This is a genomic window from Mariniluteicoccus endophyticus, assembly GCF_054780035.1.
The window spans coordinates 1-23118 of record NZ_BAAGXC010000025.1; the positions used below are offsets into that span (position 1 = coordinate 1).

The following is a 23118-nucleotide window of genomic DNA, read 5'->3' on the forward strand; positions in this document are numbered from 1 at the left end:
GACGTCTATCCCCGGACCGACGCGCCCACACCGCCATCGACCGCTACACCCTCATCTGTGAAGAGCCGATTTGATGCGCGCAGCAGACCTCGCCGTGCTGGTGTCTCACCGTGAGGGCCTTCCTGTGAATGTCAAGGAAGCCATGGCAACGGGGCTCCCCCTCGTGGTCTCTGATTGCAGGGGGAGTCGCGAACTTGTGAGTGACTGGGTGAACGGGCGGATCGTAGGCGGTCGCGTGGAAGACACCTCTCGGGCCATCATCGACCTGCTGACCGATGCCGATCTCGCCCACCGCTACGGCATGAAGGGGCGCGAGCGCGTGCAAGCGTACGGTGCTGGCCCGGTCAAGGAAGCCATGTCGGAGATCTACCGTTCTGTCGGGAGTTTCAGCCCTAGGAAGTAGCAGCGACGCCCAATGTGAGCTCAGTCTTGGCCGTACAGGTCCCGTGTGTAGACCTTGTCCGCCACGTCCTTGAGCTCGTCGACCATCCGGTTGGCGACGACGACGTCACAGCGCTCGAGGAACTCCCCGAGATCCTTGATCACCTCGGAGTTGTAGAACGAGTCGCCGTCGAACAGCGGCTCGTAGAGCACCACGGGGATGCCCTTGGCCTTGATGCGCTTCATGATCCCCTGAATCGACGAGGCGCGGAAGTTGTCCGATCCGGCCTTCATCGCCAGCCGGTAGATGCCGACAACCTTCGGCTTCCGGTCGAGGATGTCAAAGGCGATGAAGTCCTTGCGCGTGGTGTTCGACTCCACGATCGCCTTGATCAGGGTCTGCGGCACGGCCTGGTAGTTCGCCAACAGCTGCTTGGTGTCCTTCGGCAGGCAGTAGCCGCCGTAGCCGAACGACGGGTTGTTGTAGAAGTTGCCGATGCGCGGGTCGAGGCCGACGCCCTCGATGATCTGCTTCGTGTCGAGGCCGTGGGTGGCCGCGTACGTGTCGAGCTCGTTGAAGTACGCCACCCGCATCGCCAGGTAGGTGTTGGCGAACAGCTTGATCGCCTCGGCCTCCGTGGCGCCGACCAGCATCACCGGGGTGTCCTCGTCGAGCGAGCCCTCCTTCAGCAGGTTCGCGAAGGTCTCCGCCTCCGGGCACGGGTCGGCGACGACGATGCGCGACGGGTGCAGGTTGTCGTGCAGCGCACGCCCCTCGCGCAGGAACTCCGGCGAGAACAGGATCTTCTGATCGGGGAAGTCCTGGCGTACGCGCGCGGTGAATCCCACCGGGATCGTCGACTTGATCACGACCGTCGACGCCGGCGCGTGCTGGGCGACCTGGGCGAGGACCTTCTCGACGGTGGAGGTGTCGAAATACTGGGTCTCGGTGTTGTAGTCCGTGGGTGTCGCGATGATCACGAAGTCCGCGCCCGCCAGGGCCTCCGCCGCGTCCGTCGTTGCTGTCAGCCGCAGGTCCTTCGTCGCGAGGAACTCCTCGATGTCCGGGTCGACGATCGGCGAGCGCCGCTCCGAGATCGCGCGTACGCGGGACTCGTCGATGTCCACGGCCACGACGTCGTGGCGCTGCGACAGCAGCACCGCCGAGGCCATGCCGACATAACCCATACCGAAGGCCGCGATCCGCATAAGGGCCATGGTAGAGGCTTCGCGACTCGCGGTGCTCGCTCGAGGAGCACATGGAGTCTCGACCCGCCCCCAGCGGGAATAGTTGAACAGTCACCCAGGTTGCCCGACACATGAAGGCCTTCGGTTTCCTCAGCTTTGGTCACTACGGCGCGCCCGGCCCCGATGCGCAGCAGATGCTGCACGACCACGTCGACCTCGCCACCGGCGCGGACGAGATCGGCGTCAACGGCGCCTATCTCCGCGTCCACCACTTCGCCCGCCAAGCCGCCTCCCCCATGCCGCTGCTCACCGCAATGGCCGCGCGTACGCAGCGCATCGAGGTCGGCACAGGCGTGATCGACATGCGCTACGAGAACCCGCTGCAGATGGCCGAGGAGGCCGCCGCGCTCGACCTCATCGCCAACAATCGCATCGCCCTCGGCGTGAGCCGCGGATCACCCGAGCCGGCCGACCGCGGCTGGGAGGCGTTCGGCTACACCGGCTCGACCGACCCCCGAGGCGCCGACATCGCCCGCGAGAAGTTCACGACCTTCCTGCGGGCGATCGACGGCGAGTCGATGGTCGACGCCGACCCCGCGCAGTACGGCCGCCGCGTACGGCTGTCCGTCGAGCCCCACTCCCCCGGGCTACGCGACCGCATCTGGTGGGGTGCCGGTTCACGCGAGTCGGCCGAATGGGTCGGTCGCCAGGGACTCAACCTCATGAGCTCCACCCTCCTCACCGAGGCCACCGGCCAGGCGTTCGGCGACCTCCAGGCCGACCAGATCGCCCGCTATCGCGATGCGTACGCCGACGCCGGCCACGCGCGGACGCCGCGGGTGTCGGTCAGCCGCAGTGTGTTCCCCGTCGTCGACGGCAACGATGCGCTCTGGCTGCAGATGCGTCGCGAGGGCCACGACCAGATCGGGGTCATCGACGGCTTCCGCTCCACGTTCGGCCGCACCTATGTCGGGGAGCCCGACCGGCTGATCCATGAGCTCAGGAGCGATGCCGCGGTCATGGCGGCCGACACGCTCATGCTGACCATCCCGTCACAGCTCGGCGTCGACGCGAACCTCCGGGTGTTGCAGAACTTCGCTGAGCACGTCGCGCCGGAGCTCGGATGGCGGCCGAACACCGAGGGGCCCGTCACGGGGTACGCCGTTTGACGGCTGGCCGTAACCCCCCGTTCTCCCACTCCGGCTAGCCTCGCGGCGTGAACCGCAAGCCCCTGCTCGTCCTGTCCGCCGCCACTGCGCTGCTCGCCGTCGTGTGGGCCGGGGCGTGCTGGCGCTATGTCGTCCACGTCGCACGACGCGCTCGTTCTCTGTCTTCTCATCCGTCATTGCCCGCCGCCCCTTCGCTCACCGGTCCTGCGAGGACGCGACTGCACTAAGGAGGCGCCCCTGAATGGCTGCATAGACTTGCGACGTGCATGGCCCCAGGACGCGACGCATCCTGGCCGCAGCGACCCTCGCCGCCCTCCTGGCCGGCAGCGCATGGGCCGCGCTCGCCTCCCGCTACATTCTGCGGCCCGACGTCGACCCCCTCCAGCAGACCGACGCGACGTACGTGCTCGCGTCCAGTGGCGGTGTCGAAGTCATCCTCCAGGACCTCTACACGAAGCTGCCCGGCCGGGTGCTCGTCGTCTCCACCACACCCGAGCTGATGGCCATGCCCGCGTACGCGAAGCTCTGCGCCGCCGGCACCAGCGGTGGTCGCGAGGTCGTCTGCACCACCCCCGACCCGCTCACCACCCGCGGCGAGGCCCGCGTGTTCGCCGGCCTCGCCCGCGAGCGCGGCTGGACGTCGGTCACCGTGGTCAGCCACCGCACCCACCTGTCGCGGTCCCGCATGCTGATGGAGCGCTGCTTCCCCGGCACGGTCCGCATGCACGTCCAGGAGTCCGAGGGCCGCCGCGCCAAGGCCGTCGCCGTGCTCTACGAGACCGGGGCCTACGTCAAGGCGTCCGTGCTGCGGGGGTGCTGAGCATGGCCTTCGACGAACGGGGCTTGTTCATTTTTCCTCCCCGTTCGCGTATCGTGAAAGCGTCTGCACAGGTCCGGGGCATCGATGGTCCGGACGGGGGAGGTGGGTGACAGCCGGTGTTCGCGGTGGATCTTGATCATTTCTTCACACTGTCTTGCTCGTGGCTCGACATGCCGCCTGGAGGCTTGGCGGCATGACGACGAATGGATCCTCATCCCTGGCTCGTGGGTCCCTCGCATTCCTGGGAATTGCCAGCGTGGCCGCGGTCGGGCTGGCCCTGGCCGTGCCCGACCTGACTGCTGGCTCGGGCATGGCTGGCATGGCGATGACCCACTACATGGAACTTCTCGCGGTGCGGCAACCGTGGAACCTGCTGTTGTTCATGGCCCTCCCGGTCATCCTGGCCGAGACCTTGGCGATCACGGAACTGGTCATGCTGCTGGGGCGCCGCAATGACCGGCCCGCAGCCCCGTGGGTGGCGAGGCTCAGTCGGGCTGCTGGCCTGCTCGCCGGTCCCGTGTGGGTCTTCATCGGGACGCACCTGATGGTCCACGCGGTGGTGCCCTTGACCATGAATGGGGGATGGCGCGGCCCGGCTGATGTCATCGCGGTCCTCAGCTACTTGGTCGGTGGCCTGCCCATGCTCGTGATCAGTCTCCTCGAGGCGGGGGTCCTGGGCCGCAGTAGTGAGAACCGTCTGCGGATGCACGTGGCGATGGTGGCGGCCTTCCTCGTGGTGGCCCACGTGGCGATGATCTTCGGGATGGTCGATCCGGCAGTCCTGGGAGGTGACACGTCGTCGAGCGTCATGACCCATGACATGGGTGGCATGTCCGGCATGAACCACGACATGGGCAGCATGAACCACAACATGTCCCCGTCCTCGCAACCGACGAGGTGACGCCTGCTGGGTCTCGTGGTGAGGTGGAGCCATGAACGATGTGGCGCGCACTTCGGTGCTGGTGGTCGACGACGAACCGGTGCTGGCCGGCACGGTGAAGAACTACCTGGAACGGGCCGGCATGGCCGCAGACACCTGTGCAGACGGGAACGAGGCGGTGTCGCGGATCCGGGAGGAGCAGCCGGATGTCGTCATCCTCGACCTTGGCCTTCCGGGCCTCGACGGAGTGGAGGTCTGTCGCAAGGTGCGCACCTTCAGCGACTGCTACGTCCTGATGCTGACCGCGCGAGCTGACGAGGTGGACATGCTCATCGGGCTGTCCGTGGGCGCGGATGACTACCTCACCAAGCCCTTCAGCCCGCGCGAACTCGTCGCACGCGTCCAGGTGATGCTGCGTCGCCCGAGATCCACGGCTTCGGCATCCGTCGCCCGCAGGATCGGGGAACTGGTGGTGCATCCCGACTCGCGCGAGGCTTTCATGGATGGTGTGGCGGTGGACCTGACACGCACCGAGTTCGACCTGCTGAAGGCGCTGTCCGCGCATCCCGGACGTGTGTTGAGCCGGCGTCAGCTCACGGACATGGTCTGGGGCGAGGACTGGGTCGGCGACGACCATCTGGTCGATGTCCACGTGGCACACCTTCGCAAGAAGCTGGGTGAGGAGGCCGCCGATCCCCGCTACGTGCTGACTGTGCGGGGCGTGGGCTACCGGATGGGCCGAGGCTGATGGGAGGACGGCCATCAGAGCTGTGGCCCGGGTTGTCGTGGGGTCGACGGCTGGTGTGGACCCAGTTCGCCGTCCTGGTCACCATGAGCGTCACGCTGGTCCTGACCGCCCTGGAGATGGGCCCGCCGTTGTTCAAGAAGCACATGGCCGAGGCCGGGCACACCCAGCCCATGGTGCTGGACCATGCCGAGCGTGCCTTCCATGACGCCGGTGCGGCCTCCCTGGGATTGGGGCTTGCCGCCGCGATGATGATCGCGGCGGTGACGTCATGGGTGCTGAACCGCAGCCTCATCCGAGGGCTGGATGCCCTGGCCGAGGGGGCTGAGAGGGTCGCGCACGGCAACTACGACGACCCCGTGCGCATGCCGCCACTGGGGCGCGAACTCGAATCCGTGGCCCATGAGTTCAACCGGATGGCGGCCCAGATCGCGGCCACGGAGGCCACCCGACGACGCATGTTGACCGATCTTGGCCATGAGCTGCGCACGCCCCTGTCCGTGACGCGGGTGACGCTCGAGAGCCTCGAGGACGGAGTCGCCGTGTATGGGCCGGAGGTCCTTGAGGTCCTCCAACGCCAGAACGAGCGCATCACGGCGCTGGCGGCCGACATCTCCGAGGTCTCCAGGGCAGAGGAGGGGCGGATCCCCTTGGAACTACGGCTGACCCGCATCGATGACCTGGTGGAATCGGCGGTCACCTCGTGTGCGAAAGCCTGTGCCGAGGCAGGTATCCAGCTGGTGACCCGTGGCAACTGCCCCGTGGAGGTGGATGTCGACCCTGCACGCATCGGCCAGGTCCTGGACAACCTGCTGCGCAACGCCGTCCAGCACACGCCACGCGGGGGTGAGGTATGTGTGACGAGCTGGTCTGACACGGACTCGGTGTCCATCCAGGTCAGCGACACCGGCGCAGGCATACCCGCCGGTGAGGTGCCCCACGTCTTCGAACGCTTCTTCCACCAAGGATCACGCAGGGTCCGTGACGTCGACGGCGGAACCGGAGTCGGCCTGACCATCGCCAGAGCCGTCGCCCGGGCACATGGGGGCGACGTGCTGGCGGCCAGTCCGGGGGTGGGCTGCGGTGCGTCGTTCACCCTGGTGCTGCCACGAAGTCTTGATCGAATCTCCACACTTCCCTGACCCGGTCACAATGCGGGGCGGGAAGAGTCGGGGGCATGAACACGATCACTCGCCGACAGGCCTTGCTCGCCGGCCTCGGCCTGGCATCCACCAGCGCCCTGGCTGCATGCGGCGCCAAGCAGCCCTCCCCGGCCAGCACCACCCCGGCCACATGGGCCATCCCGACCCAGACACCACTCGCCACCCCGGCCGGGGCGACGACTATCACCCACACCCTGACCCCGCGCCCTGTCACCTTGGACCTGGGCGGTGTCCTGGCCAAGACCTGGGCCTACACCGACGAACTCGACGGGAACGTCCTGCGCGGCAAGGCGGGCGACCTGTTCCGGGTCACGGTCGACAACCAGCTCCCCACAGCCACCTCGGTGCACTGGCACGGCATTGCCCTGCGCAACGCCTCCGACGGTGTGCCTGGTGTCACTCAGGACCCCATCGCCGCCAAGAGTGCCTTCACCTACGAGTTCGTCGCACCCCATGCCGGAACCTACTTCTTCCATCCCCACAGCGGAGTCCAGATCGACCGGGGCCTGTACGCTCCCCTCGTGCTGGACGACCCACGCGATCCGGGCGACCACGACGCGGAATGGGTCCTGGTCCTGGATGACTGGACCGATGGGGTGGGCAAGTCACCGGATGCGATCTTCGCCGACTTCAAGGCCAACAGCGGCCCCCTGTCCCAAGGAATGAACCACGACATGGGAGGCATGGACCACGGCAGTTCCCCCTTGGGCGATGCCGGAGACGTGAGCTACCCGCACTACGTCGTCAACGGCCGGATCCCGGCCGCACCGCGCACCCTCACGGCACGCCCCGGAGACAAGATCCGGCTACGGCTCATCAACGCCGGAGCCGACACGATCTTCAAGGTCGGCCTGTCCGGGCACCGACTCACCATCACCCACGCCGACGGATTCGCCGTGCAGCCGGTCGAGGCGACGGCCATCTACCTCGCCATGGGAGAAAGGATCGACGCCACCGTCACCGTCGGCGACGGCGTCTTCGTGCTGCAGGCCGCCCCCGAGGGCAAGACCGGTACTCCCGCCCGCGCCATCGTCAAGACCGGCGCCGGCAGCATTCCGCCGGCCACCACCCGAATCCCCGAACTCGGAGGAAAGGCTGCCCTGGGCACCGCCCTGCGCGCCGCCGACGCAGCCAAGCTGCCCGACAAGGAACCGGAGCAGACCCTCGAGGTCCAGCTCAACGGCCAGATGAAGCCCTACGCCTGGGGCATCAACGGCAAGAAGTTCGGTGAGGACACACCCCTGTCGATCAGCCCGGGACAGCGGGTCCGGATGCGGATGACGAACATGACGATGATGGCCCACCCGATGCACATCCACGGCCACACTTGGTCCCTGCCGGGCAGCAACGGACTACGCAAGGACACCGTGCTGCTGCTGCCCATGCAGACCATCGAGGCCGACCTGCAGGCCGACAACCCCGGAGCCTGGATGCTGCACTGCCACAACATCTACCACGCCGAGATCGGCATGATGACCAGCCTGCGCTACTGACCCCAGCCCACGCCGATGCGGTTCCCGCGTCACCCCGGGAACCGCACCGCCGCATGCCCGCACATGCCTCCGACGTCTTGGTCAAACCTTCATCATTTGCCCCGGTCCAGCTTCATGGACGCTCGACAGTCTGGATGGTGACGGCAGCCAGCCACACACGACGAAGGAGACCACCATGTACACAAGCCCCACCCAGCTCAACCGCAGTGACAGCGACGCTCCCCGCCCCGCCGCCGACCCGGAACTCGAGCCCGTGCAGCACCGGCACGACCCGAAGATGACAGGCCACGGCAAGAGCCACCACTGGATGCACCTGCTGATGTGTGCCCCAATGCTGCTCATCGTGGCCGGATACCTGTGGACAGGTCGTGCCAGCCTCGCCGCAGGCGGCGTCATGGCCGCCGTCATCCCCGCCCTCGGCTGCGTAGTGATGATGTGGCTCATGATGCGGATGATGAACCACGGGGCCGATCACCACTGAGCCAAGAACCTCGCACCACGCGCCCACCAGCACCACAGAGCACCACCACTCAACGGACGAAGAAGACCATGACCAGCCCTACCCCACCCGACAAGCCCATCACGGCTGAAGGGGACTCCTTCACCTGCCCCATGCACCCCGAGGTCACCAGTGACCACCCTGGCCGCTGCCCCAAGTGCGGCATGTTCCTCCAACCGGACGGACAGCCCCCCGCGCCAGCAGCACACCAGCACACCCACCCCGGGCAGACTGCTGCCCACCAAGAGCACGGCGGGCAAAGCGCCCCGCCACCACAGGCCGACACCGGCCCACGCGATGGCGAATGGACCTGCCCCATGCACCCCGAGATCCGGCAGGATGGGCCGGGCGAGTGCCCGATCTGTGGCATGGCGCTCGAACCGGTCTCGGTGGGCGTCCACGACGGACCCAACCCAGAGCTGGCAGACATGCGCCGCCGTCTCCGCGTGGCAGCCGTGCTCAGCCTGCCCCTGGTGGTGCTGGCGATGGTCCCGGCCCTGGCCGTCGGGGCGTGGGTGCCCTGGGTCGAACTCGCGCTGTCCACCCCCGTGGTGTGGTGGGCCGGGTGGCCATTCTTCGCACGTGGCGCCCGATCAGTGGCCAGCCGGCACCTCAACATGTTCACCCTCGTCAGCCTCGGTGTGGGTGCCGCGTGGTTCTACAGTGTGGTCGCCGTCCTGGCCCCGGGGATCTTCCCGGCCATCATGCGTGATGACGGTGGCCGGGTCGGCGTCTACTTCGAGGCCGCCGCCGTGATCATCACCCTGGTGCTGCTGGGGCAGGTACTCGAACTGCGGGCACGCGACCAGACCTCGGGTGCCATCCGCGCCCTGCTGGACCTGTCGCCAGCCACCGCGCACCGCATCAACCCCGACGGAGAAGAAGAGGAAGTGCCATCCGCGGACCTGCAGGTCGGCGACCATTGCCGGGTCCGCCCCGGTGAGAAGATCCCAGCAGACGGCATCGTGGTCGACGGCCACGCCTACGTCGACGAATCCATGATCACCGGCGAGCCGGTACCTGTTGACAAGAACCCCGGCGACCGTGTGATCGGCGGCACCATCACCAGCGGCGGCAGCCTGGTCATCGAGGCCACCGGCCTGGGCGCCGACTCGACCCTGGCCCGCATCGTCGACCTCGTGTCCCAGGCGCAACGTTCCCAAGCCCCCATCCAAGGGCTCGTCGACAAGATCTCCGCTGTGTTCGTGCCGGTCGTGATCGGCATCGCACTGATCACCTTCGCCGTCTGGGCCACGGTCGGGCCACAGCCCCGGCTACCGTTCGCGATCGTTGCTGCAGTGTCCGTGCTCATCATCGCCTGCCCTTGCGCGCTTGGCCTTGCCACACCCATGTCCATCATGGTCGGGGTTGGTCGCGGAGCCCGCGATGGCGTCCTGGTCAAGAACGCCGAAGCACTCGAACGACTGCAGAAGATCGACACCCTGGTGGTCGACAAGACCGGGACCCTGACCCAGGGCCATCCCAGCCTCGTCGACCAGAAGGTCGTCACCGGCCGCCACGCCGAGATCGTGCTGGCCATGGCGGCCGCTGTCGAGTCCGGGTCCGAACATCCCTTGGCCCGCGCGATCGTCGACGCGGCGCGAGAACGCGACGTCACCGTACCGACCGCCACTGCATTCACCGCCCACCCGGGTGGCGGCGTCGAAGCATTGGTCGACGGTCACCAGGTCATGGTCGGCAGCCCTGCCTTCCTCACGACCCAGCATGCCGACACGACCCCCCTGACCGACGACATCGACGCCTTCCGTCGCCAAGGAGCCACTGCCGTCATCGTGACTGTCGATGGTCAGCCTGCAAGCATCCTGGCCATCGCCGACCCACTCAAGCCCACCACCGCCCAGGCCATCGACGACCTACGTCACCGTGGCATGCGGATCGTGATGCTGACCGGGGACAACGCCACCACCGCCCACGCCATCGCCGACGAGCTCCACATCGACGAGGTGATCGCGGACGTGCTTCCGGATCAGAAGCATGGGCACGTCCAGCGGTTCCAGGAGCAAGGTCACACGGTCGCGATGGCCGGTGACGGCGTCAACGACGCCCCTGCCCTGGCCGGAGCGGACGTTGGCGTCGCCATGGGCACCGGGACCGACGTCGCCATCGAGAGCGCGGACGTGACCCTCCTCGGCGGCGACCTCGCAGCCCTGGTCAAGGCCCGCGACCTGTCCGTCGACACTATGCGCAACATCAAGCAGAACCTGCTGTTCGCATTCATCTACAACGTCATCGGCATTCCGATCGCCGCGGGAGTGCTCTACCCCGCCTTCGGCTGGCTGTTGTCCCCGATGATCGCCGCAGCCGCCATGGCCCTCAGTTCGGTGAGCGTCATCACCAACTCCCTGCGCCTGCGCCGACACCACTGACATGAACTGCCCCCCATAAGCTGCCCGGAGTTCACTCTGGGTTGGCTTCTCGCACCCAACCGGGGCCCAGCCAGACCGACAACCCGGGGCCAAATGAAGTTGACATAGCCACCAGGGCCAGGCCCAGCTCGGCGATGTCCCCGCCGTAGTACATGAGGTCGGCTCCAGCCCTGCGCTCGGCCGGCGTCGCTGGCACCTGCGTCCACAGGCCCCCATAGATCGCCTGCGCCAGCAGCGCGTGCACCGTGATCGACACGCCCAGCACCACCAGCCGGAACGGCACCGACGGCCGGTGCGGCGCGGGATCGGCGCCACAGATGGAGTATGCGAACAGGTAGCCCGCGGCGAGGAAGTGCACGTGCACCAGCGAGTGCACCCACCCGTGGTGGGTGGCCAGCACATACAGGGGCGTGAAATACAGCACCGCCATCCCGCCCAGGTTCAGGACCATCGCCGTCACCGGGTGGGCCAAGAACCTCAGCAGCGGCGTACGCAGCAGCCGGCCCACCCGCTTGCCCACCAGCCGCGGCACCGAGCGCAGCAGCAGCGTCAGCGGCGCACCCAGCGCGAGGAACAACGGGGCGTACATGCCGATGAGCAGGTGCTGCAGCATGTGCGTCGCGAAGCCGTGCGGCGGCCACGGCGACCACCCCGGCACCGCCGACGCGGCCAGCAGGCCACACCCCACCAGGAACGACGCCGTACACCAGCTCTTCCAGCCGCGCGGCTCCCTGCCGCGCCGGGCCGCCAGGACCGCGTACGCGACCCCCACCGCGACCGCCGCCACCAGCGGCAGCCAGGCGACCTCGGCGCCGACGTGGCCGTGGCCGCCCGTGTGCAGGGGGACGAGGACGGCGCTCATGACGCGCGTGTGGATGCGACGTCGTCGACCGGGGCGCCGGAGCGCTGCACGAGCCAGCCGACCCCCATCAGCACCACGCCGGACGCGAGGAACGCGAGGTCGGCGGCGAGCTGGTTGGCGCCGCCGATCACGTGGTGGATGCCCAACACGTGGTGGTTGATGATGCCCTCGACGAAGTTGAACAGGCCCCAACCGAACAGGATCCAGCCCCACAACACCCGGGACGTCCACACGCGGCCGCGGGCGTGGGTGACCCTGGCGTACAGCAGGCCCAGGCCGGCGAGCGTCGACGTCCACGTGGCGGCGTGGAAGATGCCGTCCCAGACGGTGTTCATCTCCAGGCCGTGGACCGTGTCGACCGGGTAGTCACCGATCGGGATGTTGGCCGTGGCGAGCTCGACAGCATGTGGTGCCACTGCAGGATCTGGTGCAGCAGGATGCCGTCGAGGAAGCCTCCGAGGCCGATGCCGAGCAGGATCCCGGGGAGGGCGATGCCGGGCGGCCTGGTCGACGTGGGCGCTGCCGTCGCCGCGTGCATGCTGCTCATGCCGACTCCTTCACGGATGGATATGTCGACAAACACCCTACGACGAGTCGGCTCCCCTGTCAGGGGGTCGTGCTCACTGCTCCCGGCGTACGCCCGGCATGCGCTTGCGGAACTCGTTCTGGAACAGGTCCTGGACCGCCTGGGAGTCGAGCGCGCCGTCGAGACCGGCGAGCTGACCCGCCTGGGCGCGCTGGCAGACCACGATCCACGCCTGGCCCATCGCCAGCGTGAACGTCGACGCCACTCCCGCACTGATCAGGCCGCCGGTCAGTGTTCCCGCACCCGGCACCATCTTCAGCAGGTTCGTGAAGGCAGCCCGCCCACCGGCGGTCGCGGCCGACGTGGACGCCAGCGCCAGCATCGACGCACGCTCGAAGCGTACGCCGAAGACCTGCGCGATCCGGGCGAACATGCCCAGCTGGATCGGCACGAGCATCGCCGCGTCCGAGAAGGGGATGGGCGACGCCGCAGCGGCCGCGGCCGACGCGGCCGCCGTCGTCACGGCTTTCTGGGCCTCCCGCGCCTTGGCAGCGAGATCGATCTGCTGCGTCGCCGCGAGGGCTCCGTGGACGGCTTCGGGCGCAACCTGAAAGGTCGCCGTCAGCACGTCGATCAAGCCGTGCTCGGGCTGACCCGTGAACGGATCCCTCATCGCGTTGGTCATGAACGGGCGCCCGCCCACGATCGGCAGGTTCATCGACTGGATGTGCCTGGCCAGCGCCACTGCATCCGGGTGGTAGAGACCGTCGGCGTTCCGCGGCACCTGCGTGAAGACCATGATCACCGGCAGCTCGAGCTCGGCCAGACGGCGTACGAAGTCGGCCTCGGCCTCCTCGAAGCGCCGGTCCATGCCGCGTACGCAGTACCAGGCCACGTGGACCTGCTCCGCGACCGGCTTCTTGCGCATGTCCTTGACCATCTTCTCAAGGTCGCCGAACAACGCCTTGTTGTCCTTGCCGACCTCCAGGCCCTGGGTGTCGACGATGCCGAGCTGGCCCCGGCGGTCGAGGTAGAGGTGGGAGCCCTGCGTCACCGGCTCACCGATGCCCGTCTCGGCCACCTTCTCCCCGAACACGGCATTGACCAGCGTCGACTTCCCGACGCCGGTCTTGCCGAAGATCGCGAGATTGAAGCGGCCCATGATGTGGGCCTGGCGCTCGAACTGCTCGCGGAACGACTCGGTCACCCACTCGCTCATGGATCAAGCGTACGTGGCCGCCCCGCGGCGTCACTCGGCGTCGAGCCCGCCCAGACCGGCCAGACCGCGGGAAGCGGGGTGGTCGAGGTCACTGCGCCGTCGCCTTCCCCTGCCGCTCCACGATCGCGCCGTTGTCGAACACCAGCCGCGTCGCGCCGTCGGCTTCGGAGCCGGACGCCTTCGGCGCCCCCAGCCGTTCGCGCAGCTTCGGGTCGTTGCGGTAGAGCATCCACGTCGGTCCCGTCAGGGGGAATGCGCCGTGCTCGCGGGTCCACAGCATGATGCCCTTCTCGAACACCACGAGCGTCGTGTCGGCTGGCCCGTCCTGCTCACCGCCGACCGGACCGCCCAGGGGCGAGGTCGCGCCGCCCATCTCGGCCCACCGCTGCCCGATCGGTCCGTCGACCTTCGCCTGCCCCGGCGCGGGGCTCGGCGTGGGCGACGGGGTCGACAGGTCGTACTGCGTCAGGTCGTAGGTGTCGACCAGCTGCATCACCAGGTCGGGGTAGCCCGGGTCGGTCGCATACCCTGCGCGATGGATCCGCACCACGAACTCACGCGGGTCCTTCGTCGTGAACGCGTCCGCATAGCGCGGGTTGTCGCGCAGGAACTGGCCGTGGTCGGCGAACGAGTCCCGCGGCGACGCGTACGTCCGGAAGCTCGACACCTCCGCACGCGGGCTCGCCGACGCGTCATACTCCAGCGACGACTGCGCCACGCAGTCCATCTGGAACTTCGAGGTGACCTTCGAGCACTTGATGCCGAAGTACGCCCCACCCCACACCGTCAGCCCCGAACGGCCCCAACCCGACTCCAGGATCGCCTGGCCCATCGCGATCGACGTGGGGACGCCATGGGTGCGCTCGCCCTCCTGGGCGTACGGGGCGATGGACTGGATGAAGCGCAGGTTCGCGATCTTCTCCGACTGACGCGTCACCCGCGGGGTCGTCGGGCCCTTGGGCGACTGCTCGACCTCGCACGCGGTCATTCCGACGGCGAGCGATGAGGCGAGCAGGACAGCAGCGAGACGGCGCACGGGGACGATTGTGTCAGCCACGGGCAACTTCCTCGTCTCGGCCGCAGGCGGCTCGCTCGGAGAACCGAAGTGGGCAAGCAGAGTGGCCCCGCTCGGAGGACCGGAGATGATGCCCACCGCCCACGAACGAGCACACCCCTACTTCAGGCCCTCGAGCGAGCGCCAGCGAGACCAGGAGCAGCCGAATCGGCCCGGAACGACGATGACACGCCCAAGGTTGGGCGTGTCATCGCTGATCGGGGACGATCTGGCTCGGTCACCTCCGCGCCATGGCCGTCGCGTAGTGGTCGGCATCGACACCTGCAATGAGGTGCCAGACACCGGGCGAGACCTCCACGGCGGCGGGCAGTCCCGCCTCGCGCAGCGCGGCCTGGTCAACCTTCGTCGAATCCTTGACCTCGACGCGGATGCGCGTCTCGGCCAGCGCCTCGGACTTCTCCACGTTGGTCTCGCCACCCAGCGCGGCGATCCAGGCACCCGCCTTGTCGGTCTCGGCATCGGAGACCTCGACCGGGGCGGACGGAGCGGCGGCGACCGCCGCGACCTCGGTGTCGACCGGCTCACCGGCAGCCTTGGCGAGGGCCTTCTGCTCCGGCGTGCGGTAGTCGAGGAAGATCACCAGCAGCATCGCCGTCAGGAACGACGCCAGGATCGCGATCGAGTACAGCAGGATGTTGTCGAACGCCGGGATGGTGAGCAGCGACGAGAACACGAACGCCTGCGTCTTCACCGAGCCGCCGAAGCCCAGGATCAGGCCGCCGACGAGACAGCCGGGCAGCATGCGCGAATAGATCTTCTTGTAGCGCAGATGGATGCCGTAGAGCGACGGCTCGGAGATGCCACCGAGCAGACCTGCGACCAGCGCACCCGTCGCGGTCTGACGCATCTGCGTCTCCTTGTCCCGCATCGCCAGCACGAGCACGCCGGCCGTCGCACCGAAGCAGGCGAAGTTCCACGCGCCCATCGGGCCCTGGATGTAGTCGAAGCCGAGGGTCTGGATGTTCAGCAGCATGACGGCGTTCAGCGGCCAGTGCAGGCCCAGCGGCACCATGAACGGGTAGGCCAGCGGGATGATGATGGCGAAGATGAACGGCGAGATCGCGTTGATCGCACCCAGGCCGCCGGCCAGCCACGCACCGATGTAGACGCCGATCGGGCCGATCAGGAACGCCGTCAGCGGCAGCATGATGAGCAGCGACAGGAACGGCACGAAGATCAGCTGCAGGTTGTCGGGGATGATCTTCTTCAACAGCTTGTAGAGCGGGCCCAGCAGCGCCGCCATCAGCAGGGGCGGGAACACCTGGGACGAGTAGTCGAACACCGTCAGCGGCACCCCGAAGATGTCGACCAGGGTCACCTCTGAGCCGGCGATCGTCGCCTTGTGGGCGATGTCGAGCTTCCCGAGGGCGGTGAAGCCCGGCAGCATCGTCATCGCCATCACGGCGAAGCCCACCCACGGGTCAGCGCCCACCTTCTTGGACGCGTTGTACGCGACCATCAGCGGCAGGAAGACGAACACCGACTTCCACATCAGGTTCACGAACTGCCACGACGGCGGCAGATCCGTACGCGGGTCGGCCCAGTTGCCGATCACGCCCACCGTCGCCATCAGCGACATGAACGTGATGAACAGCGACGCGCCCAGCAGTGCGCCCAGGATCGGGCGGAACGAGTCGGACAGGAACTCGAACAGTGAGTCGACCCACGCCGCCTTGCCGCGTACGCCGCCCTCGCGTGCCGCCGCCTTGATCTCGGCATCGGTCGGCTCCTTGCGACCCTTGATGGACGGCAAGGCCACGATGTCGTTGTAGACGTTCTGGACCGCGCCGCCGATGATGACCTGGTAGCGGTCACCTGCCTGCGGCACGGCGCCCATGACGCCCTTGACCGACTCGACCGTAGGGGTGTCGACGATGCTGCCGTCGCGCAGCTGGAAACGCAGCCGCGTCGCGCAGTGGGTCAGGCTGTCGATGTTCTCGGGGCCACCGACGGCCTCGACGATCTCTTCTGCAGTGCTCATGGTGTGGCCTCCTCAGTCCTCGTCCATCGGCACGAGGGAACGGACCTCGCCTGCGGTCGAGCAGGTGACGGCCTTCGCGGCCAGCCCACGGCAGGACTCCAGCGAGAACTTCCGGACCATCGCCTTCACCGAGGGGATGGCCGGGATCGAACAGCTCAGCTCGTCGACGCCCAGGCCGACGAGGATCGGGACGGCCTGCGGGTCGGAGGCGACCCCGCCGCAGACACCGAGCCACTTGCCCTGTTCGTGGAGCGCCTGCGCGGCGTTCCCGATGAGGGTGAGGATGGCCGGGTTGCAGGGGTCGACCTGCGCCGCCAGCTTGGGGTGCCCGCGGTCCATCGCGAGCGTGTAGGACGTCAGGTCGTTGGTGCCGACCGAGAAGAAGTCGCAGCCGTCCTCGGCGGCGAACTGCTTCGCCATCACCGCGACCGACGGGACCTCCATCATGATGCCGATGCTCACGTCGGCCCGGTTGTCGACCTTCGCGCGCTCCTCGTCGACGATCTTCTTGGTGCGTCGCCAGTCCTCGATGGTCGCGATCATCGGGAACATCACGTTCAGCTTCGCGCCCTCGTCGGCCGCGGCGAGGATCGCGCGGACCTGCGTACGCAGGATCTGCGGCTTCTCCAGGCCGACGCGTACGCCGCGTACGCCGAGGAACGGGTTCTCCTCCGCCGGGAGCGGGAGGTAGGCCAGCGGCTTGTCGCCGCCGACGTCAAGCGTGCGGATCACCAGCGGCTGGCCGGGCTGGAGCGCGCGGGCGCAGTCGGCGTACACCGCCGCCTGTTCCTCCTCCGTCGGGGCGGTCGGGCGATCCATGAACACGAACTCGGAGCGGAGCAGGCCGACGCCCTCGGCGCCCTTGGTCATGGCCTGGCGGGCGTCGTCGGCGTTGCCGATGTTGGCGACGACCTGGACCCGGTGGCCGTCAGTGGTGACCGCCGGCTCGTCCTTGGCGGCCTCCTCGGCCTCGCGACGCTCGGCCTGACGCCGCTGACGCGTCAGGATCGCGTCGAGCTCGGAGTCGCTCAGGTTGAGCTCGAGCGTGCCGGCCGTGCCGTCGAGGACGACGCGGGTGCCGTCGGCGATGTCGAGCGCGCGGGACTCGATGCCGGCGACCGCCGGGATGTCGAGCGAGCGGGCGATGATCGCGACGTGCGACGAGGCGCCGCCGCGAGCCGTCGCGAAGCCGACCACCTTCGAGCGGTCGAGCTGGGCGGTATCGGACGGTGTGAGGTCCTCGGCGAGGAGGATCGTGTTCTCCGGCATCTCCTTCGCCTCCGAACGCTGGCCCGTCAGCTCCTCGAGCACACGCTGGCCCACATCGCGCACGTCGTTCGCGCGGCCTGCCAGCACCTCGTTGGACAGGCCGGCGAGCTGGTCGGCGAAGCTGGTGAACGCGCCCTGCCACGCGTACGCGGCGCTGCGACCCTTGTCGATCGCACTGACGGCGCGGTCGAGGAGGTCGGGATCCTGCAGGATCTCCTGGTGGGCGGCGAAGATCGCGGCCTTGTCGGGGGCCGCCTCGTTCTCGAGGCGGTGCTGAAGCGCCGAGAGGTCGAGCAGCGCGCGGTCGATCGACTGGTCGAGGCGCCGGCGCTCCTTGTGGCGGTCGGAAGCGTCCTTCTCGACCTGGATCTCCTCGCGGCGCATCTGGAGGACCGTGCCCACACCCAGGCCCGGCGAGGCCGAGACGCCCCTGAGGACGTTCGGGTCCTGAGGCTCGGCCGGCACGTCGGGCTGCACGTCGAACGCGGTGGCGCCGGCCGCGGCGGCCGGGGCCTCGGTGAGCGGATTGACGTCCTCGCCCAGACCCTCGCGGATCGCTTCCGCGAGCCTGGCGACGGCCTCCTTGGCGTCGGGGCCGTGGGCGGTGACGACGACCTTGTCGCCGTAGCCGACCGCCAGTCCCATGACCGACACGATCGAGCGGGCGTTGGCGGAGTCGTCTCCACGGCGGATGCGGATGTCGGACTTGAAGCTCTTCGCGAGGCCGGCCAGCGTGGCGACCGGGCGGGCGTGGAGCCCCGTCGGGTTCGGCACGAGGATGGCCTCGGAGGTGGCCTTCGCTCCCCCGGCGGCGGCGCCCGCAGCCTCGTCCTGCTCACCCATCGCGATCGTGAGCGCGACGTCCTCGCCCGCGGTGACGAGGCCCTCGGCGGGTTCCATCGACTCCACGAGCTCGCCGTTGGTGACGACCACCTGGGTGAGCAGCGACTTCGCCTTCTGGGCCACCTCGTCGAGGTCGAACTCGATCAGCGGCTGGCCCGCCTCCACGGACTGTCCCGCGGAGACTTTTGCGGTGAACCCCTCGCCCTCGAGTCGGACGGTGTCGAGGCCGATGTGCATCAGGACCTCGAGGCCCTCGGCCGTACGCAGCGTCACGGCGTGGCGCGAGGGCTGGACGTCGACGATCTCGCCCGCCGCGGGCGCCACGAGCACATTTCCGACGGGGTCGATGGAAAATCCGTCACCGACCATCTTGCGGGCGAAGACCGGGTCGGGGACCTGATCGATCCGCACCATGACTCCGGTCAGTGGCGCGAGAAGGGTGGTTGGGGGCTGTTCGGACATCACGCCGTCCTCTCCGGGTCGAACCCGTACCTCCATTGGCGAGTTCCAGACCGCATGGTCATTCTTGCAACTCCCCCTCCTCCGTAACAACCGTTTGTTAACCCGATGTTCACCACCCGTGATTCGTACACATGTTCGATTCATGGTAGTCTTTGATCATGCCCTCGAACAAGAGCCTCACCACGCGGGAGGCCCTCCTGCAGATCAGTGACGCCCTCGACGGGCTGGACGACGACCGGCGTCGTCTTGATCATGAGACGCGCCTCGAGCTCGTGACCTCCGCGCGCCGGGTCGCGCGACGCCTGCAGGCACTGGCGGCCGTGTTGGTGGCCGAGGCCGATGCCGCAGGCTCGTCCCAGAAGGCGAAGGCGACGCCGACCACCCAGTGGCTACTCACCGACCCCACCGTCACCCGCGGCGAGGCGCTCGGTGCGGTCTTCACGGGGCGCGAGCTGGCGGCCAACGAGGCCGTACGCGAGGCCACCCTCGCCGGCGACCTGCCCCTCGACCGCGCGCGAGCCGTGGTGAAGGCGCTGGGCCAGCTACCCGAGGGACTGACGAGCCAGCAGCGCGACGCGGTCGAGCGCGACCTCGTGGCCCACGCCGACACGGTGTCTGAGCGCCGGGCGGCCCGGGCCGCGCGTGAGTCGCTCGAGCGCGTCGCCCCCGAGGCACTCCCCTCCCCCGAGGACGACCAACGACGTCTCGACGAACAGCGGCGACGGGCCCATGCGCGGCGCCACCTGTTCCTGACCTCCGATGGAGACGGCGGCCTGGACGTACGCGCCAACCTGCCCGAGCTCGACGCACGGCCACTGGTTTCCATGATCGAGAAGTTTTTGGGGGACCGGCGCCGCGAGCTGCGTGACGCCCGTGACCGCCTCGACCCGCGGTCCGCCGCGACCCCGGAGCAGCAGCGCGCCGACGCCTTCGTCGAGCTCGTACGCTCGCTCCACGCCGAACCGCGCGAGGCCCCACAGGCCGAGCGCCTGGCGAGCGGGGCCACGCAGCACCACCAGCCCACAGACGAGCACACACGGCACACCAGAGACGTAGCCCACCCCGGCGAACCCGCTGAGCCGAACGGATCTCCCAGCCAGGCCCAAGAACCAGGACGCCCGCACCACGAGGCCCCGGCGCACGAGACTCCGGACCAGCACGCGCAGCGAGCGAGGCGAGGAGCCCGCATCGTCGTGACGATCCACGAGTCCGCCCTGCGCGATCGCGCGGAACAGGCGGGGCTGCTGCCGGACGGCACCGAGATCGGGGCCGGGGACCTGCGGCGGCTGTGCTGCGACGCGGAGATCCTCCCTGTCGTGCTCGGATCAGGATCGGACGTTGTTGATCTTGGTCGCACGGTGCGACTGGTGACGCCCGGGCTGCGCTCGGCGCTGGCCGCACGGGACGGCGGCTGCTCGTTCCCGGGCTGCGGCGTGCCCGAGGAGCGGTGCGAGGCCCACCACCTCGTCCCCTGGTGGGCGGGCGGTGCGACAGACCTCGACAACCTCGTGCTGCTCTGCCCTCACCATCACGCGCTGGTCGAGCCCTCGCGGTTGTTCCCCGGCCACGGAGACCCTCCCGACCGCTGGCAGTTCCGCCTCGCCGCCGACGGCCTCCCCGAAGTGGTGCCGCCGCGCCGTGTCGACCCCGAACGCCGGCCCATCCGCAACCAGCCGCGCAAGCCCAGAGCGGCCTGAGCAGCCCATGCGAGGGGCGTGCTCGACGAGATCGAGTAGCCCTGCGGCGACACCCTTCGGGCCCGGGCTGCGACGAGCCAGCGTGGGCGCCCTCCACTCTCCGAACGGCCGCCCGGTTGCCTCGCCACCGCCGTCGACTACGCGCGTCGCTCCGCCGACTGGGTGGTCGGCCCGGACGTCAGGGGCGGCCTCGCCGCGCGGCCCGCACCCTCCACGGCGACAACCCAATCAAGCCACGTAGCGGGGTGCGAGCGCCAGGCCCTTGACCAGGAACTCGCAGCGGAATGGTCGATGAGCGGAATACGCGAAGTCATCTCTGCACAGCTCTTGTCCAGGCACAGGGATCACCAGGACTCTCGGACCGTGCTCGGCCGTGGTTCGTCCGACGGCCGCGAGATTGTGTGGCATCGCCAACCCGGCCATAGACTCCACGGGCAACCAACCAGTCGGGAGTACCTGCATGCCCATCCGCAACGACCTTCGTAACGTCGCCATCGTGGCCCACGTCGACCACGGCAAGACCACGCTGGTCGATGCCATGCTCTGGCAGTCAGGCGCGTTCCGAGAAGGCTCCGACGTCGACAACCGGGTCATGGACTCGATGGACCTCGAGCGCGAGAAGGGCATCACCATCCTCGCGAAGAACACCGCCGTGCTCCACCGCATGGACGACGGCACCGACGTCACCATCAACATCATCGACACACCGGGCCACGCCGACTTCGGTGGCGAGGTCGAGCGCGGCCTCGAGATGGTCGACGGCGTCGTCCTCCTCGTCGACTCGTCGGAGGGTCCGCTCCCCCAGACTCGCTTCGTGCTCCGCAAGGCGCTAAAGAAGAAGCTCCCAATCATCGTCGTCATCAACAAGGTCGACCGCCCCGACGCCCGCATCGAGGAGGTGGAGGAAGAGGTCTACGAGCTGTTCATGGACCTCATCGAGGACGAGTCGACCGACACCCTCGACTTCCCGACTGTGTACGCCTCTGGCAAGGCCGGCCGCGCCTCCCTCAACCGGCCCGAGAACGGCCAGCTCCCCGACTCCGAAGACCTCCAGCCGCTGTTCGAGGCACTCATGAACTACGTGCCGGCCCCGGCGTACGAGGAGGGCGCGGTCCTCCAGGCCCACGTCACCAACCTCGACGCCTCCCCCTACCTGGGTCGCCTCGCGCTGCTGCGCATCGTCGCCGGCGAGCTCCACCGCGGCCAGAGCGTCGCCTGGTGCAAGCAGGACGGCACCATCTCCACCGTCAAGCTCTCCGAGCTCCTCATGACCGAGGCCCTCGAGCGCAAGCCCGCCGAGAAGGCCGGCCCCGGCGACATCGTCGCCATCGCCGGCATCCCCGACATCACCATCGGCGAGACGATCTCCGACCCCGAGAACCCCAAGCCGCTGCCGCTGATCACGGTCGACGAGCCGTCCATCTCGATGACGATCGGCATCAACACCTCCCCGCTGGCCGGCAAGTCCGGCAAGAACCTCACCGCACGCCTGGTGAAGGCCCGCCTCGAACAGGAGCTCATCGGCAACGTCTCCATCCGCGTCAACCCGACCGAGCGCCCCGACACCTGGGAGGTCCAGGGCCGAGGCGAGCTCCAACTCGCGATCCTCGTGGAGATGATGCGCCGCGAGTCGTTCGAGCTCACCGTCGGCAAGCCGCAGGTCGTCACCAAGGAGATCGGTGGCAAGCGCCACGAGCCGTTCGAGCGCCTCACCATCGACATCCCCGACGAGTTCGTGGGCACCGTCACCCAGATGATGGGCACCCGCAAGTCGCGCCTCGAGCAGATGATCAACCACGGCACCGGCTGGGTCCGCATGGAATACATCGTGCCCGCCCGCGGCCTCATCGGCTTCCGCACCGAGTTCCTCACCGAGACCCGCGGCACCGGCCTCATGCACCACGTGTTCGAGGCCTACGAGCCGTGGGCCGGAGAGCTGCGTACGCGCCCCACCGGCTCGCTCGTCGCCGACCGCATGGGCGTCGTCACCTCGTACGCCCTGTTCAACCTGCAGGAGCGCGGCACTATGTTCGTCGGCCCCGGCACCGACGTGTACGAGGGCATGATCGTCGGCGAGAACTCCCGGCCCGACGACATGGACGTCAACCCCACCAAGGAGAAGAAGCTCACCAACGTGCGCTCCTCGACCGGGGACGAGCTCGAGCGCCTCATCCCGCCGAAGCTCCTCAACATGGAACAGGCGCTGGAATTCTGCCGCGAGGACGAGTGCCTCGAGGTGACGCCGACCCACGTGCGCATCCGCAAGGTCCAGCTCGCGGCGACCGACCGCCAAAAGACCCGCAACCGCAACAAGCAGGGCTGAGAGCCGGCTCCGTCTGGGGGCCCCAACGGCACTGGCGGGGCCCTCGGACCCCCGACTCACAAGGCCTCGAAGAACCCGTCGAACGACCGCTGCCGCCCGCCTGGGAACAATTCATGCGGCGTCCATCTCAGAGGGA

The 23118-nt window shown here is 68.4% G+C and carries 19 protein-coding genes; 11 read left to right on the forward strand and 8 right to left on the reverse strand.

Annotated features, from left to right (window positions below; translation table 11 throughout):
- Positions 1–73 precede the first annotated feature (73 nt).
- On the forward strand, positions 74–403 hold the full coding sequence (locus tag ACYVGD_RS12735) for a glycosyltransferase (protein WP_460744111.1): 330 nt from the start codon (positions 74–76) through the stop codon (positions 401–403).
- Positions 404–423: 20 nt separating this feature from the next.
- Here ACYVGD_RS12735 and ACYVGD_RS12740 read toward each other — a convergent pair whose 3' ends face one another.
- Entirely contained in the window at positions 424–1590 is a 1167-nt protein-coding gene (locus ACYVGD_RS12740; RefSeq protein ID WP_460744113.1) for a nucleotide sugar dehydrogenase, read from the reverse strand.
- A 110-nt stretch (positions 1591–1700) separates the two neighbouring features.
- Between ACYVGD_RS12740 and ACYVGD_RS12745 the strand changes: the two genes are divergently transcribed.
- The 8 genes from ACYVGD_RS12745 (at position 1701) to ACYVGD_RS12780 (ending at position 10725) form a co-directional block, all read left to right on the forward strand.
- On the forward strand, positions 1701–2738 hold the full coding sequence (locus ACYVGD_RS12745) for an LLM class flavin-dependent oxidoreductase (RefSeq protein WP_460744115.1): 1038 nt from the start codon (positions 1701–1703) through the stop codon (positions 2736–2738).
- Positions 2739–3000: 262 nt separating this feature from the next.
- Positions 3001–3558: a YdcF family protein gene (locus tag ACYVGD_RS12750; protein WP_460744117.1), complete on the forward strand. Its 558-nt coding sequence runs from the start codon at positions 3001–3003 to the stop codon at positions 3556–3558.
- Between the two features lie 256 nt (positions 3559–3814).
- Entirely contained in the window at positions 3815–4459 is a 645-nt protein-coding gene (locus ACYVGD_RS12755) for a DUF6803 family protein (RefSeq protein WP_207483723.1), read from the forward strand.
- Positions 4460–4490: 31 nt separating this feature from the next.
- Positions 4491–5186: a response regulator gene (locus ACYVGD_RS12760; protein WP_460744118.1), complete on the forward strand. Its 696-nt coding sequence runs from the start codon at positions 4491–4493 to the stop codon at positions 5184–5186.
- Between the two features lie 143 nt (positions 5187–5329).
- A complete protein-coding gene (locus ACYVGD_RS12765; protein WP_460744119.1) occupies positions 5330–6325 on the forward strand; it encodes a HAMP domain-containing sensor histidine kinase in 996 nt (331 codons plus the stop codon).
- Positions 6326–6360: 35 nt separating this feature from the next.
- A complete protein-coding gene (locus ACYVGD_RS12770; RefSeq protein WP_460744120.1) occupies positions 6361–7839 on the forward strand; it encodes a multicopper oxidase family protein in 1479 nt (492 codons plus the stop codon).
- A gap of 175 nt (positions 7840–8014) precedes the next feature.
- A complete protein-coding gene (locus ACYVGD_RS12775; protein ID WP_460744121.1) occupies positions 8015–8320 on the forward strand; it encodes a hypothetical protein in 306 nt (101 codons plus the stop codon).
- Between the two features lie 68 nt (positions 8321–8388).
- Positions 8389–10725 (forward strand): copper-transporting P-type ATPase, encoded by a 2337-nt coding sequence (locus ACYVGD_RS12780; protein WP_460744247.1) that lies wholly within the window; start codon positions 8389–8391, stop codon positions 10723–10725.
- A gap of 31 nt (positions 10726–10756) precedes the next feature.
- On the opposite strand, the gene ACYVGD_RS12785 is transcribed toward ACYVGD_RS12780, so the two are convergent.
- The 7 genes from ACYVGD_RS12785 to ptsP form a co-directional block, all read right to left on the reverse strand.
- The gene (locus tag ACYVGD_RS12785; RefSeq protein WP_460744122.1) at positions 10757–11587 is read right to left on the reverse strand and encodes a cytochrome c oxidase assembly protein; all 831 of its coding nucleotides are present in this window, start codon (positions 11585–11587) and stop codon (positions 10757–10759) included.
- Positions 11584–12003: a DUF2243 domain-containing protein gene (locus ACYVGD_RS12790; protein ID WP_460744123.1), complete on the reverse strand. Its 420-nt coding sequence runs from the start codon at positions 12001–12003 to the stop codon at positions 11584–11586. Before ACYVGD_RS12790 ends, ACYVGD_RS12785 begins: the two co-directional genes overlap by 4 nt.
- Complete coding sequence (locus tag ACYVGD_RS12795) at positions 11919–12134, reverse strand: DUF2243 domain-containing protein (RefSeq protein WP_460744124.1); 216 nt, start codon at positions 12132–12134, stop codon at positions 11919–11921. The genes ACYVGD_RS12790 and ACYVGD_RS12795 overlap by 85 nt, the downstream gene beginning before the upstream one ends.
- A 73-nt stretch (positions 12135–12207) precedes the next feature.
- Entirely contained in the window at positions 12208–13332 is a 1125-nt protein-coding gene (locus ACYVGD_RS12800) for a GTPase family protein (RefSeq protein ID WP_460744125.1), read from the reverse strand.
- An 88-nt stretch (positions 13333–13420) separates the two neighbouring features.
- Entirely contained in the window at positions 13421–14389 is a 969-nt protein-coding gene (locus tag ACYVGD_RS12805) for a glucosaminidase domain-containing protein (protein WP_460744126.1), read from the reverse strand.
- 235 nt (positions 14390–14624) lie between these two features.
- Positions 14625–16388, reverse strand: coding sequence for a PTS transporter subunit EIIC (locus tag ACYVGD_RS12810; protein ID WP_460744127.1), 1764 nt, complete (start codon positions 16386–16388; stop codon positions 14625–14627).
- Between the two features lie 12 nt (positions 16389–16400).
- Positions 16401–18962, reverse strand: a complete 2562-nt coding sequence (ptsP, locus tag ACYVGD_RS12815) for a phosphoenolpyruvate--protein phosphotransferase (RefSeq protein WP_460744128.1) — start codon at positions 18960–18962, stop codon at positions 16401–16403.
- Between the two features lie 158 nt (positions 18963–19120).
- Between ptsP and ACYVGD_RS12820 the strand changes: the two genes are divergently transcribed.
- Positions 19121–20659 (forward strand): HNH endonuclease signature motif containing protein, encoded by a 1539-nt coding sequence (locus ACYVGD_RS12820; RefSeq protein ID WP_460744129.1) that lies wholly within the window; start codon positions 19121–19123, stop codon positions 20657–20659.
- Positions 20660–21119: 460 nt separating this feature from the next.
- On the forward strand, positions 21120–22982 hold the full coding sequence (typA, locus tag ACYVGD_RS12825; protein WP_460744131.1) for a translational GTPase TypA: 1863 nt from the start codon (positions 21120–21122) through the stop codon (positions 22980–22982).
- Positions 22983–23118: the final 136 nt, after the last annotated feature.